The sequence below is a fragment of the Paenibacillus sp. FSL H8-0332 genome (assembly GCF_037963835.1).
In the GTDB taxonomy this organism is placed as follows: Bacteria; Bacillota; Bacilli; order Paenibacillales; family Paenibacillaceae; genus Paenibacillus_AQ; species Paenibacillus_AQ rhizoplanae.
This window is the reverse complement of record NZ_CP150145.1, coordinates 3,360,026-3,377,215: the sequence shown is the minus strand read 5'-3', so window position 1 is coordinate 3,377,215 and position 17,190 is coordinate 3,360,026. Positions and strand designations below refer to the sequence as shown.

The window sequence follows — 17,190 nt, the reverse complement described above, 5'->3', positions numbered from 1 at the left end:
ATGGCGCAGGCTGATCAGCCTTTCACCGCGCCAATCATGGCGCCTTTGACAAAATACTTCTGAACAAACGGATATACCGTGAGAATCGGCAGGGTAGATACCATAATCGTCGCATATTTGAGCGATTCTTCAACGACCTGATTATCTCCCCCGATCCCGGTCACATCCCCCGAGCTGGCACTTCCCGCCAGCACCAGATTGCGGAGCAGCACCTGGAGCGGAAACAGATCCGGGGTGCGCAGATACAGCAACGGGTAGATGAAGTTGTTCCACATGCCCACGGCGTAAAACAAAGCAATCGTGGCGAAGGAAGCCTTCGACAGCGGAACAATGATCCGCATGAAGATCCCGATATCATTCAATCCGTCGATGCGGCCGGATTCCTCCAGCTCCTTGGGAATGCCGGAGAAGAAGGTCCGCATCAGAATCAGGTTCCAGGTACTGACCGCGCCCGGCAGCACCATGCCCCATACGGTGTCCACCATATCCAGGGAGCGGACAACGAGGAAGGTCGGGATCATTCCTCCGCTGAAGAACATCGTGATGACGATCAACAGGGTGAAGGTACCCCGCAGCGCCATATCCCGGCGGGAGAGCGCATAGGCTCCTGTGGAAGTAACTACCAGCGAGATCAGGGTGCCTAGCACGGTGTAGATCAGCGTGTTTTTATAGGCCGTCCAGATCTTCGGGTCTCCAAGCACCAGCTCGTACATATTCACATTGAAGCCCTTGGGCCAGAACGAGATGTTGTTCTTGATGACATTGACATCACTGCTTAGGGATACCGCAAGCATGTGCAGAAACGGATAGAGCGTAATCACTACAACCCCCAGCAGGAAGACCGTGCTGACCACGTTAAACCAGGAAAACTTCGGTGATCTCATCACCACACCTCTTTTCTACCATAGACTTGTCTCGCTGACACGGCGGCTGATGTAATTGGCACTATAGATGAAGATCAGGCTGATGATGCCCATGAACAGGTCAATGGAGGCACCGTAGCTGAAGTTCCCCTGCTCCATCCCGACCCGGTAGACATAGGTACTGATGATATCTGCCGTATCGTAGATCGCCGGGTTCTGCATGAGGAAGACCTTCTCGAAGCCGATCTCCAGCACCTTGCCGATATTCAGAATCAGGGTGATGACAATCGCCGGTGAGATGCCGGGCAGCGTGACATGCCATATTTTGCGCATCCGGCTGGCCCCGTCCATATCTGCCGCTTCATAGAGCTGCGGGTCAATCGCCGTTAGAGCGGCCAGATAGATGATGGTCTCCCAGCCGATATGCTGCCAGATCTCCGACAGGACATAGATCCCCCGGAATAACCCGGGCTCATTCATGAAGTTAATCGGTCCAATCCCGAACGTGCCCAGCAGATTGTTAATCAGCCCTCCGGTGGGCGACAGGAACATAATGACCATGCTCGCCACAATGACATTGGAGATGAAATGCGGCAGATAACTGACAGTCTGTACGAACTTTTTGAATGTTGCCTTGCGCACTTCGTTCAGCAGAATAGCCAGGATGATGGGAGCCGGGAACCCGAATACAAGCTTGTACAGGCCCAGCAGTAAAGTGTTCTTCATCAGCGGCCAAAAGTCAGGATTCTCCAAAAACATCCGGTAGTATTTCAGCCCCACCCAGTCGCTGGCCCAGATCCCTTTGAACAGATTATAATCCTTAAACGTAATGACGAGGCCAAACATCGGTGCATACCGGAAAATCAGATAATACAGCAGGCACGGCAGGAACAGCAGCCATAGTGCTTTGTTATGGTGCCAGGTCCGCAGCCGCCGCCCCTTCCGCCGGTAGGGATTCTTCAGTTCCTTTCGCAAGTTGTCTTGTACTGCACTCGGTTGAGCCATAGGCATTCCCCTCACGTTCTTAATGATGGCTTGGATGTCAGCTTACTTCCCCGGTGATTCCCGGGTTTGTCTCCGAAGTATAGCCGCAATCGTTCGGTAAGCGCTATCAGCATGTTATATAACTTTTCGCCATATCTGCATATTTCCCGCTACCTGCGTATAAATCGGTAAAAGTGCATATTGTGCGTGTCAGCTTTATGCCGCTATGATAGGATAAAACAATAACCAAGCGGCTGCACCTGAAGGGGGACTACATATGAAGAGACCGCTGACCAGCCAATTTGCCCTTAGCGGCTTGTTCGTCAAGCTCATGCTCAGCTTCCTGAGCATCATCCTGCTGCTAGCTTCCTTTAATCTGTTCTCACATCTATACTTGAGCGGCAAGGTCTATCAGGAGGTCGTCCGGCAGAATGAGCAGAGTCTGAAGCAGACGGTGGAAGGGTATGAGAATCACTTCCGGCTGACCCAGAATATGATTCTGGCGCTCACCCAGTCGGATACGTGGACCGCCAATCTGGGCATTCTCAGCCATCTGAAGGAGAACCGGCATTACGATATTGTCAGCGAGGTTAAGTCCGATCTGATGACGCTGTACGGGAATCCTTTTCTGCATATTGAGAATTTCATTCTGTACTTCAAGGAGCAGGATTATGTACTCGAAAAAGAAGGGCTTAGCAGCACCAGCGACATGTTCGGCAAATATTATTACAGCGGGGAGTATCCGGCGGACTTCTGGAGCGCACAGACCATGGACAACCAGTATCTGAAGGTCCTCCCTGCCGCCTCCTTCACAGAGACTACGATGAATTCCTCGCGTGCGCTCGGGCGGCTGATGCCGGTCATGATCAAGGCCATTCCTTATGAAGAGGTCTACGGCATTGTGATGCTGAATCCGCAGCGGCTGGAGCAGGCGTACGGGGATGCCGGGAAGAATCCCTTCTATATAATGGATGCGCAGGACCAACTGCTCTTCTCCACCGCAGAGACGGAGCTGCCAGCGCTGGAGTATGCCGTTACTACAAGCTCACATGAGCGGATCGGGGACAACTATTATTTCTATCAAAAAGGGGCGCAGACCGGCTTCACCTACGTCCGGGTCACCGAGGTTGCCGCCATTGCGAGCGGGCTGCGCGGCATGCGACTGCTGCTCGCCGTTCTGCTCGCTGCTGCGGTGCTGGTCAGCCTTCTGTTCTCCCTCCTGTTCAGCTACCGGCTGAACCAGCCGCTCCAGCGCCTGATCGCCGCGTTCGACCGCAAATCGGGCAGCGCCCCCGGCAAGGTGAGCAGCGTCAAGGAGTTCGCCATTATCGGCGACCGCCTGAGCTCGATCATGGAGAACAACCGGTTCATCCAGAACGATCTTGCGCACAAGAATTCGCTGGTCCGCCAGTATGCGTATACCCATAAGGTGAAAAACATTCCGCTGAACGCAAGCCTGAGCGAGCTGGAGGATGCGCTGCATTCCGAACGGCCGTATGCCTCCATCCTGTTCAAGCTCAGCTTCACCCGCCTCCCGGAGGAGCCGGAGAAGCATACACTGGCATTATGGCAGCTGATTCAGCGCCTGTTCACCGGGGAGGAATCCGAGAACGTTGCTTTGCAGCCGGAGCAGGATCTGCTCTTGCTGCTGCTCTTCGATCCCGGTCCGCAGAGCGGAATTCTTCAGGTGCTAGGCACCTTGCAGGAGCTGCTGGCGGAGGAGCATTCCCTTTACCTCACCATTGCAGTCAGTCCGGTATATTCGGGGGAAACCCCGTTCACCGATGCTTACCATAACCTGACGGTACTGCTGAAGGAACGCAGATTAAATCGGGAGACCCAGATTATTGTGGAGCCGCGGGCCTCGTCAGCCAAAGCGTTCCATATGAAGGTAACGTACGGGGATGAACTGCATAACCTGCTGCAATCCGGCAGCGAAGAAGCAGTCTTCGGCTGGGTGGAGCGTCAACTGGAGCAGCTTCGGAATAAGGATGCCACCGCTGAGGATTTCCGGACATTTGCCCGCGGGGTTGTAGAGCAGACAGGCAAAACAGTCATGAAGCAGAATCTGCCGGAGCTTGAAGCGGGGCTTCTCTCTGCGCTCTCCGGTGAGCCGTTCGCCGCCTTCTATTCCACCGTTCAATACCGCGAATGGCTGAGCCAACTGCTCACTCCGGTGCTTGCGGCCATCCGCAATGGCTCGGAGATTCGTGATCCGGTTATCAGCTTCGTACTAGAGTATCTGGACAAGCATTACGGGGAGGATATTAATCTGAACATTGTAGCCGACAAGCTGAATCTGACTCCGGGGTATTTGTCGAGCATCTTCAAAGAGAAAACCGGGATCAACTTCAGCGAATATCTGAACACGCTGCGGATCGAACGGGCCAAGGAGCTGCTGACGAACATCGACCTGCGCATCCAGGATATCGCACTTCAGGTCGGCTACCAGAATGTGAACTCGTTCATCCGCACGTTCAAGCGCAGCTCCGGCTTAACGCCGGGTGAATACCGCAAGCGGGATGCCTGGGAGAATCACAGTTAGGCGTTTATCGGACGGGGAACCCCGGCTTCAGCCGGAAATCATCACGGGCGGTGTCCCTGAACTGCGGATCGGCAAACTGCGAGCTGGAATCGTTCCCCGTGCCGCGCTGATAGAAGGCGAAGCCGGGGTATTCCTTCTTTTTCCATACCCAAAAGGCCTGATCTGCACCTGCTGCTGCATAATAAAGGTTGCCGTCCAGCGTATTATTGCTGTTGCTTGTATATTCGTTGCTGATCATAACGCCGGAATCACCTGCTACGATAATATTGCGGGTAATGACATTACCCCTTAAGTTAGCTTGCAGATACAATTGGCCGTTACCGTCGCCCAGCAGGTCGTTCTTGTAGAGCGTATTAGACTCGATGATACTATCGCTGGTACCTCCACGCTCCTCGTCATAACCGCCCATGGCAATGCCGGTCAGCCGGTTGCGGTAGATCAGATTGTCCTTTACCGTGATATCACTGGTTAGCCTTCCCTCATGTTCGGAAGCAAGCTCAAGGCCTATGTCATTGTCATATAAGCGGTTCTGCTCCACCCGGATGGACCTTCCTCCGTCGATGTAGATTCCACCTGCCGCATGGCTGTCATTCGGTACTGGGTTCCCGTAAGACGGATTAAGATTGGACGAAATCCCGTAGACTACATTTCCTGTGACCGTTCCGTTACGCGCCTGATCGACCCGCTCGTCTCCCACCGTTCCCTCATATCCGATCAGGTCGATCCCGATGTTGTCACTGTCATGAACGATATTGTTCGTAATCTCAAAAGTATCCACATTGCCGTTCACAACCAGCGCCTCACTTGAGCCAAGCACCAAATCGTACACTTCATTGCCATCAATAATCAGTCCTTGCAGCGCTTCCTTCGCTTCGGTTCCGTACACGGCAATCCCATGGGCATCCCTCCCGGTAAGCCCGTCCCCTTCAGGCGTGGCCGTATTGGCTATGGAATGAATGCGGTTATTGAGCACAGAGAGGTCCATCCCTGAACCGTGAATATAGATACCTGCGGGAATGTCGCCACGGGATGCTGTCTTGTAATTGCGGATTTCCAGTTGCTGAATCGTTACATAGCTGGCCTGATGGATCTCGACCATCCCCTCCAGCCCGTCAACCGGCAGGCCTTCGCCGTCAAGAACCGCCCTCTCATTCGGATAACCGGCGAATATGACAGGACCGGCATCCTTCGAGCCTCCCTTGGAGATCTGCAGCTTCTGATGGTACACGCCTCCGCGAATATAGACACGGGTTCCCGGCTTTGCGAGGTCCGCAGCATGCTGAAGCGTCTTCCAGGGAGAATCTATGGTCCCTTGATTACTATCAGCTCCATCGACAGCCACATAGTACGTGTTGGTCTTATTTGGCTGCGGCGCTGCACTGGACTTCGGGGCCGGAGCTGTACTTTGTGTGTATTCCGGCTTAGCTTCCGGCGGAGATTGAACTGATAACGGCGTGTTCCGGGGGCCGGAACATCCGGGTAAAGCGATAATACTAAGCATAATAGCCGATCTCCAGAAAATTCTAAGCATCTATCCACTCTCTTCTCAGCTTATTTATCATCCTCACCCAAATAAATACGGATGATTGCATCCATATATTGCATGACCTCGGTGGTCATCCCGTACACCCGTGCAGCTTGTCCCTCCTGCGGTGTAATGTACTCCCAATATTTCTGTATCAGCTGCTCATCACCGCCGAACATCTTGTCGGCGTATTCTATAATAGAGGCCGCAAGTTGCTGCGCCGCTGGTGAATCGGGCGGTTCTGCCAGCAGTCCAGAGACCCGTCTGAGGATATCGGACCACTCCATAGCAAGCGGATTGCTTACATCGTTAATCGGCAGCACCTCAAGCTCTTCCGGAGTGAAGGCCTGCTGCCGCAGCTGTAGACCCTGGGAAGGCTGTTCAAGCTCACGGATAAATCCGAGCATCTCCTCAATATTTACTTGTTCGGTTGCCCGCATAGCGTACAAGGTGGAGAACAGCAGATGCTCTACCGCCCGCAGCTTCTCCTGCTCCTGCTTCACGAAGACCATCTGCTGCGTAAGTGCTCGGCTCCACACAGCAGTATCATGGTGTGCAACCTCACCGTTGTCGAGAATCACTTTAATTTCACTCAGCTTGAAATGCATTTGCTTCAGCACAGCAATCTTCTGCAGCCGTAGAATCTCATTCTCGCTATATGAGCGGTACTGGTTCCCGGTATTCCTGTCCGGCTCCAGCAGGCCCAGCTTATCATAATAATGCAGGGTGCGGACAGACACACCGGTTAGCTTGGACAGCTGCCCTACGGTATACATCGGCTTTCCTCCAAATAGGAATATTATTTGCTATATAGATTGAATTTGTAAGTTATGCGGCCTGGGATGGCCGTGACTCCAGAGAATGTTTGGCCCTCCGGCCGCTGTTGTCCCCAGATTTCTTGATTTTAAACCGCTAATCGCGGTGGAAATCCGGTGACAAAGGCGGTCGCTGACGCTCCTACAGTGCCAAAATTCTCCTCCGCCACTTTTCCCTGTCTGTAAATTTTCAAGATCAAACTATACAGAAAGTTGGGCATAGTAGTTTATGTCGGTATCGGCGTGGTCGGGCGCCGCCTTATTCTTGAGATGCTGTCCGCAGACGCCGCCGGCGCCACAGATTAAGCAGTGCCAGCAGCCCTGCGCTGCCGATAATGATTACACCAAACTGGATCACAACGGGACCGGTCCCTGCCTCCAGCTCACTGTATGTCAGCAAGCGCCGGTCCTGCTGCAAGATAACGAACCGCGCAATTTCCAGATAGGCCACATGAAAGCCGATGGAAGCCCACAGTGATCCGGTCAAGCTGCGCCATAGCTGAAGCATCGTGCCATAACATAACAGCATAATCACATATTCTGCGTTAATGCTGCTTCCGCGGCCTATTCCGCTCCAGGCTTGCAGCTGGTTCACCGTAACCGGCACCAGCACAAACAGCAGCACCTGAGCGCCGTAAGCTGCGAAGGCAGGCAGGCGCAGCCGTAAGCCGCTGTATACAATCCCTCTCATTGACAATTCCTCCGGCAGCGCCTCGTACAGGAAGGCAATACATGAATTGAAGGCTACAGCCAGCAGCAGGTCCACAGAGAAATGCCAGGCTGTAATGGTGGTCCAGCCCAGCATACCCGTAATTATGAAGCCCAGTCCCCCCATCAGCAAGGCGGACGCTGCACCGCCCAGCATATGCAGGAATGCGGCTGGTGTCAACGGCAGCAGCCTGGCGGTCAGGCGGAACCGGCGCTGGATGAGACAGACCGCGAGCACAATAAGCAGCGCCGCAGTCAAAGCCTGGACAACGGCAATTTCGTTATCCGTTGCGCCGGAAGCCCGGACAACGTTCCCGGCAACCGTGGCCGTGAATAGTCCTATGGTCATTGCGAGCCAACCAAGCGCTGTAATTGCCAGCCAGCTGCGGGCAGGTGTACAGCTTATGATGTTCGATGATGGCAATGTTGTTTTGTCCATTTGTGATCCCTCCTGCTTCCATTGTAAACCCTCCAGTATACGTCAGGGTCAACCCTGGATTAGCAGCAACGATTACTTCCTCGCTTTATAGGTTATCTCCTTGCGGCTTACCATGATATTCTCCTTATTCCCGTTATCGCCCTCTTGACGGTCCACTCTAATAGTTGTATTAGGCGGCAAGGACTCAGAAGAAAAGCTTCCTTTCTTGTTGTTCTTCACATCATAAAGGAAATAATAAACATCCTTCGCCTGTGGCACTGTATAGTCCGTGGACGCAGGCTCTAGAGTGTAGGATTTCATCACGGCAATATTAGCATCCTTCCAGCCTGCAACCTCTACCGCCGCCTCTCTTCCTTCCTCTGCCTGAACGGATGCAATGGGGAGCCCGTCCGGATCAAAAAATCGAATTTCCTGAGGAGCTATCTTCAAATAATCAATATCGATATCAAGGACCCGGTTATGCTCATTCGCGGCTTGATCCATCCAGGCAATGGTTCCCGCAGGGTTCCACTTTATTTTCTCGGACGGCACATATTGATCTGCTCTCAGCGCTACAGCATGGAGCGGAACGCCTTTGTTATTGAAGAATGTCAATTGTCCGCTCTCATCATCATGCACAAACCTCTCAAAGGTTGGAGAAAGGAAGAGAGAGGGCGCTCCCGTCGTCGAATGAGGAATGACAGGGTATTTTAACAGATGGATATCATCCTCTCCTGTCTTCAGATCAAATATCCATACATTTCCGAGGTAACTCTGCAGGAACAACTGCTGCTTATCGGCGTTCCACTGGTGCTTGTAGATGTAATCGTATTCTTGTGTAAGCGGCCAAAAGTCTTCCCGGAGCCGTTCGGTGGCCCCCGTAACTATATTGTAAGCAGACCCCCTTCATCTCAACTGTAGGGCCGCCGCTTAGCGAATAGTTATTTTCCGGTAGACCTATCGGCTTAGCCACAAGATCTCCAGTAGTGCTCCGCTCTGCACTGAATTTCAGCGTTTTGAAGCCTGATTCGGTGAACATCAGCTTCTTCAGCTCGGCAGTGGATTCCTTGGTAAGCGTAAAGCCGGTATGTGTGTCACGCTTGTCCATAATCATCGCTTGCTCGCTGCTCTCGTTAATCCATAGCTGGAGTGCATATTGTTCCTGTTCTGAAGCCAGAATCATATCATAGTCAGGAGCAGCCGTATCTAGAATCCCTGGTATTTGTACTGCGTTCTGGATAGCACGGACGATCATTTCTATGGTTCCATGCTCTGCATATTCAACCGGAATTTCAGGATTATCTGAGCTTTTGTTGATTGTTTTTGTAAACGTGATTTGCTGGATCGCCTGGAAGTTATGGTCTGTTATGGCCAGCGATCGGACGTCGTCCTTCTGGCTGGCAATGGAATGAACAGAGTCCGGATCATTCAAAGCTTGGTCCTTGTTGTCTCCGCCCGTACATCCCGTCAGAATCGCTGAAAGGACTGTTGCAAGGACCAGAAGATGTTGCTTTCTCAAGTTGAACCCTCCTTTTTTACCCTATCTTATTTGACGTCATAAATGGGAAAAAGTCGCAAATGGGTGTGGTCTATCCGAAACCAGGCCTAATGCCTTGTATAACAATAAAAGCCGCTAAAGAGCGACTTTTAAGGGACTCATGTTTCTGTTACCGTAAGGAGCTTGTGTCTTTGACACTCCATCAAGTCATATCATCCCGCAGCGCATCAATGATATTCTCCCGCTTGATTGTGCTGACCGAATACAGCATGGTGACGAATACGATCAGGAGCACGCTGAACACGCTGATTCCGATGCTGGCCCAGGGGAAGATATAGTCAATCTGGTCCGCGCCGCCGATGAGCATGCCCCGGTAGATTAGCCAGGAGCAGGCCAGCCCGATGGGAAGCCCGAACAAAAGCGCCCTCATGCCATAAAAGGCACACTCGAAATTCATCATCCGCTGGAAACTGCGGTCGGACATCCCGACAGAGCGGAGCATCGCCAGCTCCCGCCGGCGCAGCTTGATGTTCGTCGAGATCGTGTTGAATACATTAGCAATCGCAATTAGTGAAATCATAATAATGAAGGTATAAGCGAACACGTTGATGATGAATATCATATTGCGGTTCTCATCCATCATCGCATACACATTGTACAGCTTATACTCATCTGTAATTTGTGCAGCCTGGATCGTCTTCTCCATCTCCGCTACCGACTGTGCCGGATGCTTGGAGTGAAAGGTCAGGCCCTTCACTGCCGGCGGACTGTCCGCCGTCTCAAACTTGCCGATGAGTGAATAAGGAGCGATCACCCGGAAGAAGAACGGTTCACTGGAGCCGGAGCTTCCCGTAACCGGGAGGGTATCCGGCGGTACGGTCTCTACGAACGTAACCGTTACGTCATGCCCCTGCCCAGTCTTCGGCCCGTTCTTTGATTCGGGGGTAATGGTCAGGGTAGAGGATGAACTCTTGAACAAATTACGGAACTCGTCAACCTCCTTCAGCCGCTTCTCGTCGGCAGGGCTCACCGATTTGGCAACGGCGATGAACTTGGCATTGGAGCCTGTATATTCCGCTGCGGACAAGCCCAACCCTTCAAGAATCTTCAGATAGGCCTTGTCATCCAGAAACTGCAGATCGACGGGCAGTGAGACCTGTTCATCCGACAGGACCGGCGAACGAGCACCTGTTTTTCCTGCATTTCCTGCTTTTCCATCATTTCCTGCTTCCGAGAGCTCGCTTGCCCGGACTGTCCCGGTCACTTTCATGAGTGTCTGGTAAGAGCTGTCGTAGATGCCGCCTGCGGTTCTTAGCTTGTCGTAGAGCGCCAGCATTTCACTGTCTTTCATAGATGGTGTGGCGAAGCCGATATCATAGGTGGTGATCGCAACCGCCCGCTCCGACATTTGCTTCATATCTGTGACAAAAGCGCTGGCCGATATAAACAGCACGACGCTTAACATGAGCGACAGCACAATGCTGCGGTAGCGTTTCTTGTTTCTTTTGAAATTCTTAAGTGCAAGGGTGCCTTCGAGACCGTAGATATGCTGCGCCCACCCGGACGTCTTCACGGCCTTGGCTTCAATCTTGACCTCGTTCGTCTGGCGGATACTCTCCATCACGGGAGTGCCTGCCGCCTTCCTGGCCGGAATGTAGGCCGAGATCAGAATCGTAACCATACTTAGCGCTGCCGCACACGCAATGGCCGGAACGGACACCTTCAAGCTTAGCGGTACGCCGGAATAGAGAATATTCCCGAAGTTCCTGGATACGACCGTTAGCACGAGTCCCATGCTGCCTATTCCCAAGATAATGCCAACCGGTATTCCCGCCGCACCAATACACAGACCTTCGAACAGCACAGAGTTACGCAGCTGCTTTGCTGTGGCTCCCACCGATGAGAGAATGCCGAATTGGCGTGTGCGCTCATTCAAGGAGATGGTGAAGGCGTTGTAGATCATGAAGATCGAACCGGTTACGATGATAAAAGCTACAATCCCCCCGACCGTGTACAGCAGAGCGGTGAGCACCCCATCGCTTGAGACGCCCATGAAGCGCAGCACATTATCGTTGTAGACGTAAGATTGGCCTGCGGCGGTGCTGCTTGCGTAAGCCTTCACTTCACGTGGGTGCTTCAGGGTAACATACAAGCTGAAGCTGTCCGCCCTCTCTGACGGATCGGTTCTGGTAATCAGGGTATAGCCTGGAGCGGCGGATTCCTCAAAAGCAGGTCTTGCGTAGATTCCGGTAACCTTGTAGGTCCGCTCTGCCCGGGGCACCAAAGCTTCTGCGCCCTTCTCAGGCTGATTCCCCGCAAAAAAAGCATCATGCTGGTTCAGCCGCTGGTTGCCGTTCATCCGGTCCCCGACAGCCAGTGTGAGCGTGTCGCCCTCTGCGAGCTTGATCCCGCCGTTCGCCGCCAGATGTGACGGGACTAGAATTTCTCCGCTGTTATCCGGCATTCTGCCGGAGACCAGAGTGACAGGCAAGGTGTCCGGGGAAGCTTCGTCTTCATTAAAGCCTGCAATGAACAGATAAGGCTTATCCGGGTTCTTACCGCCGCTAAGTGCCGCGTAGCCGATATTCTCGAAGGATGCCGTACGGGATACGGCCTGATCGTGGACCCGTTCCTGCACGAAGGCAGCATCCACAGCCGGGAACCCGATGTGCCAACCGCCGTATTTGGCGATGGAACCCTGGATCATATAACTCTGCAAGGACACAGCGAAGGTGGAGACAGCAGTGATCATAGCGGTGGACAGGATTACTCCGATAATCGTTACAATCGTCCGCGTGCGGCTTTTTTTCAGGCTCTGGAGGGTAACCTTGTTGAAAATATTCATGGCCGTACCCGTTCGTCCCGCACAACCCTGCCGTCTGAGATGCCGATAATCCGGTCTGCCTGGAGGGCAATATTCTCGTCATGCGTAACGATAAGCAGGGTCTGTCTATACTTCTGATTACTTAATTTCAGCAGATTAATAATCTCATGTCCATTCCGGCTATCCAGACTGCCCGTGGGTTCATCCGCCAGCATGACCGCCGGGGCATTCATCAGCGCGCGTCCGATGGATACCCGCTGCTGCTGTCCGCCCGAGAGCTGATTCGGCAGATGCGTTCTCCGGTCCGTCAGCCCCAGCAGCTCAAGCAAATCGTTCAGCCGCTCCTCGTTGACCTTGCGTTTGTCCATCAGAATCGGCAAGGTGATATTCTCCACCACATCCAGCGTGGGAATCAGATTGTGGAACTGGTAGATCAGCCCGACCTGCCGCCTGCGGAAGATCGCCAGCTTGTCATTGCTCTGGGCATACACATCCTGTCCGTCCAAATAGACGTTGCCGCTTGTCGGCACATCGACACCGCCGATGATGTGAAGCAAGGTGGATTTGCCGGAGCCGGAGGAGCCGATGATTGCCGTGAACTCCCCCTTCTCAATTGTCAGCGACACCTCGTCCAGCGCCGTAACCCGGTTATCTCCCTTCCCGTAGACCTTGCTCAGCTTGTCAATTCTCAAAAACTCCATGCTGCAAATCTCCCTTCACCTGATCTGTCTCTATCATAGAGCCGCAAGCTTACATCTCTGTGACTTTCAGGTGAGAGATCCGTCACTTAGGGAAACGAAGCCTGAAAAGCGCACCGCCCTGCGGGTGATTGTGTGCGGTGATGCTCCCTCCCTGCCGGGTAATAATCAGCTTGCAGAGCGCGAGGCCGATTCCGTAGCCGGCATGGTTAGGGTTACTGCCGCGATAGTACCGGTCGAACAGCCGGGGGATTTCTTCCTTGCTGAAGCCCGGGCCGTTGTCATGCACCGTAAGCTCGGTGTACAGTGGATTGTCTGTGCAGATCAGCTCTATCTTCCCGTTCTCCCCTGCGCTTTCCAGGCAATTCTTGAGGATATTCTGGATCGCTTCCGGGAGCCAGGCCGAATCGCCTTGGATTACTACTCCTGAGGGGCAATCTATCCTTAAATCTACATTGCGCAGCTCCATCTGGATCAGGAACGGACGAACAGCGGTGCGGAGCAGGTCGTTAACGGCGATAGGCCCGCTTTGAAATACAACAATGCCCGCATCCAGACGGGATAACTTAAGCAGGGAGGTAATCAGCCAATCCATCTGCATCAGCAGCTCCTCGGTCTCCCGTATAAAAGCTTTCCGCTCCCCTTCCGCAGGACTATTCGCAAGCAGCGTCATAATCAGGTTCACCGAGGTAAGCGGGGTGCGGAGCTGGTGGGCGATGTCAGCCAGAGAATCGGCAAGATGGCCCTTTTCCTTGATTAGCTCGCGGTTCTGATCCCGGATGCGCTGCGTCATTTTGGTAATCTCGCTATGTAAGATGGATAACTCGCCTTCTTCCGCATCAGCGATGAACAGATGATCCGCATTATGCAGCACCTGGTCAACCTGGTTGGAGATGCGCGCAATGCTTTTGTACCGGGCCTTGGTGAACAGCAAAAATGCTGTGCCGAAGGCAACAGCACAACCAGTGGCAAGGAGTCCCGCTGCCGTATGTAAGGTGAAACCGATGGTAATCGCAGCCGCGGATATGATGGTGTAGAGCAGGGTGAACCGCCGGATCTCTTTATTCCGCAGCATCGCTGCACCCCAGCCGGTATCCTGTTCCCCGGACCGTCAGAATGATCTGCGGACTTGCCGGATCACGCTCGATCTTCTCACGCAAGCGCTTGATATACACAGTCAGCGTGTTGTCATTAACAAATTCGCCTGCTGCATCCCATAATTCGTCGAGCAGCCTGCTTCGCGTAATAATATTCCCGGGGTTGTTCACAAACACCAGCAACAGGCGGTATTCCAGAGCTGAGAGGTAGACCTCCTTGCCATGCCGGGTTACAACACCGCTTGCCGTATCCACGTGAAGCCCGCCGATGTCAAAAGCAGACCCGGTCCGTCCGCTCTTCCGCAACGCCGTTCCAATCCGCGCAATCAGTTCACGCGGGCGAAACGGCTTGGTAATATAGTCGTCCGCCCCCATGTTCAGCCCGGTAACCACACTTGCCTCATCCCCGGAGGCCGTCAGGAAGATGACGGGCACCTCCCTTGTGGCCTTGATCTCCGTGTACACCGTAAAGCCGTTCCCGTCAGGCAAAGCAATATCGATTAGCGCCAGGTCAAAGGGATTTCCGCCAAGCACAGCCACAGCCTCACTCCGCGTAGCGGCGTGAGTGACTGTGAAGCCTTCCGAGCGGAGCAGCAGCATGAGGTTTCTGGCAATGGCCTGATCATCCTCAACCAGTAATATTTGTGGCATTCTTCAGGGCCTCCATTTTGTTCGATCTGTTTCTTATTTATTGCGCAGCCTGTGCCTGCTCCGGCGCCTTATGCTTCATGATCGGCAACATCATGAGTGCGCCAAGGAGGAATAGGAGTCCAGCGCCGCTATAGATGGTACTGAGCGGCAAGGCGCTCTTCAGCGCACCGGCGAACGACATGGATACCACCATCATCCCGACGAACATCGGATTCAGCACCCCGTTGACCCGGCCGACAATCGAGCTATTAGACCATCTCAGAATCATCGTACTGATCCCGATATGAATGCAAGGGAACATTAGCCCGTTCAGGAACTGGATGGTCAGCGTGAGCGGAATGCTGGTCGAGAACCCGACAATGGTGGTACATACGGCACCGGCCAGCATCCCCATGGCGAGCAGCAGCTGGGGCGGAACTTTTTTGGCGAAGGCGGCTACGATTCCTCCCCCGATCAGCATGGCTGCACCATTGACCATAAGCATGTATTGCAGGAAGCTCTTACTTTGGCCCAAGCGCTCGGTGACAATGAACAGATTCAGTGCCTGGGCTGCGCCCACCGCAAGTCCCGCCAATACAAACGCAAGTCCGAGCATCCGCAGCACCTGGCTCTGCCAGACATACCGGAAGCCTTCGGTGAAGTCCTTACGGAATTGCCCCTTAGTCTGAGCCGTCCGGGCTTCCATATGATCCTCCGGCAGACGAATAAGCACGAGCGCCGACAGCAGAAAAGCAACGCCCATTACGGCGATGGAGATCTCAAGGCCGAAGGTACTGTATACGAAAGTGCCTAACATCGGTCCGAGAACCATGAAGATGGCCATCAGCGATTGGAAGAGCGCCATCCCTTGCTGTAATTGTTCTTCCGGTACATGGAACTTGAATAACCGCATACTGGAAGGCTGGGAGAACTGCGACAGAATGGCCGAGATGAATGCGACCAGATACACGGATTCCCAGGAACCGAAGTGAATACTGAGCAGAACGGCGAACACCGATACCGCAGACAGGGAGTCGCACCAGATCATCGTCAACTTCGGACGCCACCGGTCCGCAAAGGTCCCTCCAATGAAGGAAAATACAAATATTGGCGCGAACTCCGCTACACTGATCAGCGAAATGGCGTAGGGATCATTGTTGGTCCTCTCCGCAACATACAGCAGAATCGCAAAATTACGCACCCAGATCCCGATTTGCAGCAGCACGCTGGATAACAGAATCGTCTGCAGGAAGCGGTTACGGAACAGGCTTGGTGGATTTGCGCTTTGGTCATGCTGATTCAATCGTTTAACCCCCTATTTAGCTTAAATATACTGCGTTTAATGCGTTGGAAAGGTTCTCCTTCCCTTCCTTATTATACGGACCCGATCCAAAACTATAAAGATTATATTATTCATGCTTAACTTACAGAAAAACTGCGACGCCAAGTTCGGCACCGCAGCTGTAATTCGACTATTTTGTTCTCCTTACTTCGCTTGCTTCAATTGAACAGTCTTCATGTATTCCTTGAATTCCTCGGCGATTTCTTTGTACTTCGTATGATGCAGGTAATGGGAGCCTACCATCGGGATCAATTTCCCCTGTGAAGACTGCTTCGCCTGTTCCTCATGCAGCGGAATCCACTGCTTGTTATGCTCGTTATTGGATTGCGCGAACAGCAGAACGGGCAGGTCCTGCGGGTATTTCAGCTTTTCGCCATTTTTGAAATTGGAGCCAAGGTGGCTGAGCTCGTTCATCAGTGTGGAGTTACTGCCGTGTACACTGGTGATCAGCCCCATCTGTTCTTTGGTGTGCTCATCATAGTCAAGCGATTTAAACGAATCTCCGCCCAACTTCGTTAGCAGCCGCATCACACCTGAATCTTTAGCAAACTTCATCGCTTTCAGCGGCAATTTCACATCCATGCCTGGCTGATTGGGTACACTGCTGTCTATCCCTACGAAGGCTTGAACCTCATCCGGATAAGCATTCACATAAGACACGGAGTAGAGTCCCGTAATGGAATGTCCCATCAGAATGTAACGCTTCAGACCGAGCTGCTGCACAGCTTCATGAATTTCACTGATGATATTCTCTGTCGTTCTTTCTTTATCCGTACCATCGCTTAGGCCGTAACCGAAAGGCTCAATGGCCACCACTTTGTAGGAAGGCGTCAATTGGTCTATCAGCAGCTTGAAGTCCAGCACAGGCGAGGCTGTGCCTTGCCCCGGCAGAAGAACTATGGTCTGTTCCCCGCTGCCTTGAATAAGCACATTCATCTTTTTGCCTTCTACATTGACGTATTGCCCGTACGATTCGATCTTCTTCTTCTCTATTCCGGTACTGATAACATTAACAATAAAGGTGATGCCTATGAACAGCACCAGCGCTCCGATGATGCCACCTAATATTTTCAACCATAATCTCCGTTTCTTGCGTCCCTTTTCAGGTCTAGTTATTTCAGCGGTTCCTGCCATGTCCATCTTCTCCTGTCCTTCTATCTGTAGATTCACCTTAGCGATATAGTTAGAGTGTACCTGCTTAAGATGTCCTCTTCATGACGGGAATATGAACGGAGTATGAACA

At 52.9% G+C, this 17,190-nt stretch carries 14 protein-coding genes; 1 reads left to right on the top strand and 13 read right to left on the bottom strand.

Annotation, left to right across the window (positions count from 1 at the left end):
• Positions 1–14: 14 nt before the first annotated feature.
• Positions 15–884: a carbohydrate ABC transporter permease gene (locus tag NST43_RS14605; RefSeq protein WP_173137343.1), complete on the bottom strand. Its 870-nt coding sequence runs from the start codon at positions 882–884 to the stop codon at positions 15–17.
• A 15-nt stretch (positions 885–899) separates the two neighbouring features.
• Positions 900–1,868, bottom strand: coding sequence for an ABC transporter permease subunit (locus tag NST43_RS14600; RefSeq protein WP_339225054.1), 969 nt, complete (start codon positions 1,866–1,868; stop codon positions 900–902).
• Between the two features lie 256 nt (positions 1,869–2,124).
• Here NST43_RS14600 and NST43_RS14595 point away from each other — a divergent pair, with 256 nt between their 5' ends.
• Entirely contained in the window at positions 2,125–4,392 is a 2,268-nt protein-coding gene (locus tag NST43_RS14595; RefSeq protein ID WP_339225053.1) for a helix-turn-helix domain-containing protein, read from the top strand.
• A 4-nt stretch (positions 4,393–4,396) separates the two neighbouring features.
• Here the strand turns inward: NST43_RS14595 and NST43_RS14590 are convergent, their stop codons facing one another.
• The 11 genes from NST43_RS14590 to NST43_RS14540 all read right to left on the bottom strand — a co-directional run bounded on the left by NST43_RS14590 (position 4,397) and on the right by NST43_RS14540 (position 17,081).
• Complete coding sequence (locus tag NST43_RS14590; protein WP_339225052.1) at positions 4,397–5,893, bottom strand: right-handed parallel beta-helix repeat-containing protein; 1,497 nt, start codon at positions 5,891–5,893, stop codon at positions 4,397–4,399.
• A 50-nt stretch (positions 5,894–5,943) separates the two neighbouring features.
• Complete coding sequence (locus NST43_RS14585; protein ID WP_339225051.1) at positions 5,944–6,693, bottom strand: MerR family transcriptional regulator; 750 nt, start codon at positions 6,691–6,693, stop codon at positions 5,944–5,946.
• A gap of 298 nt (positions 6,694–6,991) precedes the next feature.
• Complete coding sequence (locus NST43_RS14580) at positions 6,992–7,879, bottom strand: CPBP family glutamic-type intramembrane protease (protein ID WP_339225050.1); 888 nt, start codon at positions 7,877–7,879, stop codon at positions 6,992–6,994.
• 72 nt (positions 7,880–7,951) lie between these two features.
• Positions 7,952–8,473, bottom strand: a complete 522-nt coding sequence (locus NST43_RS14575) for a hypothetical protein (RefSeq protein WP_339225049.1) — start codon at positions 8,471–8,473, stop codon at positions 7,952–7,954.
• 178 nt (positions 8,474–8,651) lie between these two features.
• The gene (locus tag NST43_RS14570; RefSeq protein ID WP_339225048.1) at positions 8,652–9,377 is read right to left on the bottom strand and encodes a hypothetical protein; all 726 of its coding nucleotides are present in this window, start codon (positions 9,375–9,377) and stop codon (positions 8,652–8,654) included.
• A 181-nt stretch (positions 9,378–9,558) separates the two neighbouring features.
• On the bottom strand, positions 9,559–12,201 hold the full coding sequence (locus tag NST43_RS14565; protein WP_339225047.1) for an FtsX-like permease family protein: 2,643 nt from the start codon (positions 12,199–12,201) through the stop codon (positions 9,559–9,561).
• Entirely contained in the window at positions 12,198–12,881 is a 684-nt protein-coding gene (locus NST43_RS14560) for an ABC transporter ATP-binding protein (RefSeq protein ID WP_036726914.1), read from the bottom strand. Before NST43_RS14560 ends, NST43_RS14565 begins: the two co-directional genes overlap by 4 nt.
• Positions 12,882–12,963: 82 nt before the next feature.
• Positions 12,964–13,953, bottom strand: coding sequence for a HAMP domain-containing sensor histidine kinase (locus tag NST43_RS14555; protein ID WP_339225046.1), 990 nt, complete (start codon positions 13,951–13,953; stop codon positions 12,964–12,966).
• Positions 13,940–14,626: a response regulator transcription factor gene (locus tag NST43_RS14550; protein ID WP_209990741.1), complete on the bottom strand. Its 687-nt coding sequence runs from the start codon at positions 14,624–14,626 to the stop codon at positions 13,940–13,942. Before NST43_RS14550 ends, NST43_RS14555 begins: the two co-directional genes overlap by 14 nt.
• Positions 14,627–14,663: 37 nt before the next feature.
• A complete protein-coding gene (locus NST43_RS14545) occupies positions 14,664–15,908 on the bottom strand; it encodes an MFS transporter (protein ID WP_339225045.1) in 1,245 nt (414 codons plus the stop codon).
• 183 nt (positions 15,909–16,091) lie between these two features.
• Entirely contained in the window at positions 16,092–17,081 is a 990-nt protein-coding gene (locus NST43_RS14540; protein WP_339225044.1) for an alpha/beta hydrolase, read from the bottom strand.
• Positions 17,082–17,190 lie beyond the last annotated feature (109 nt).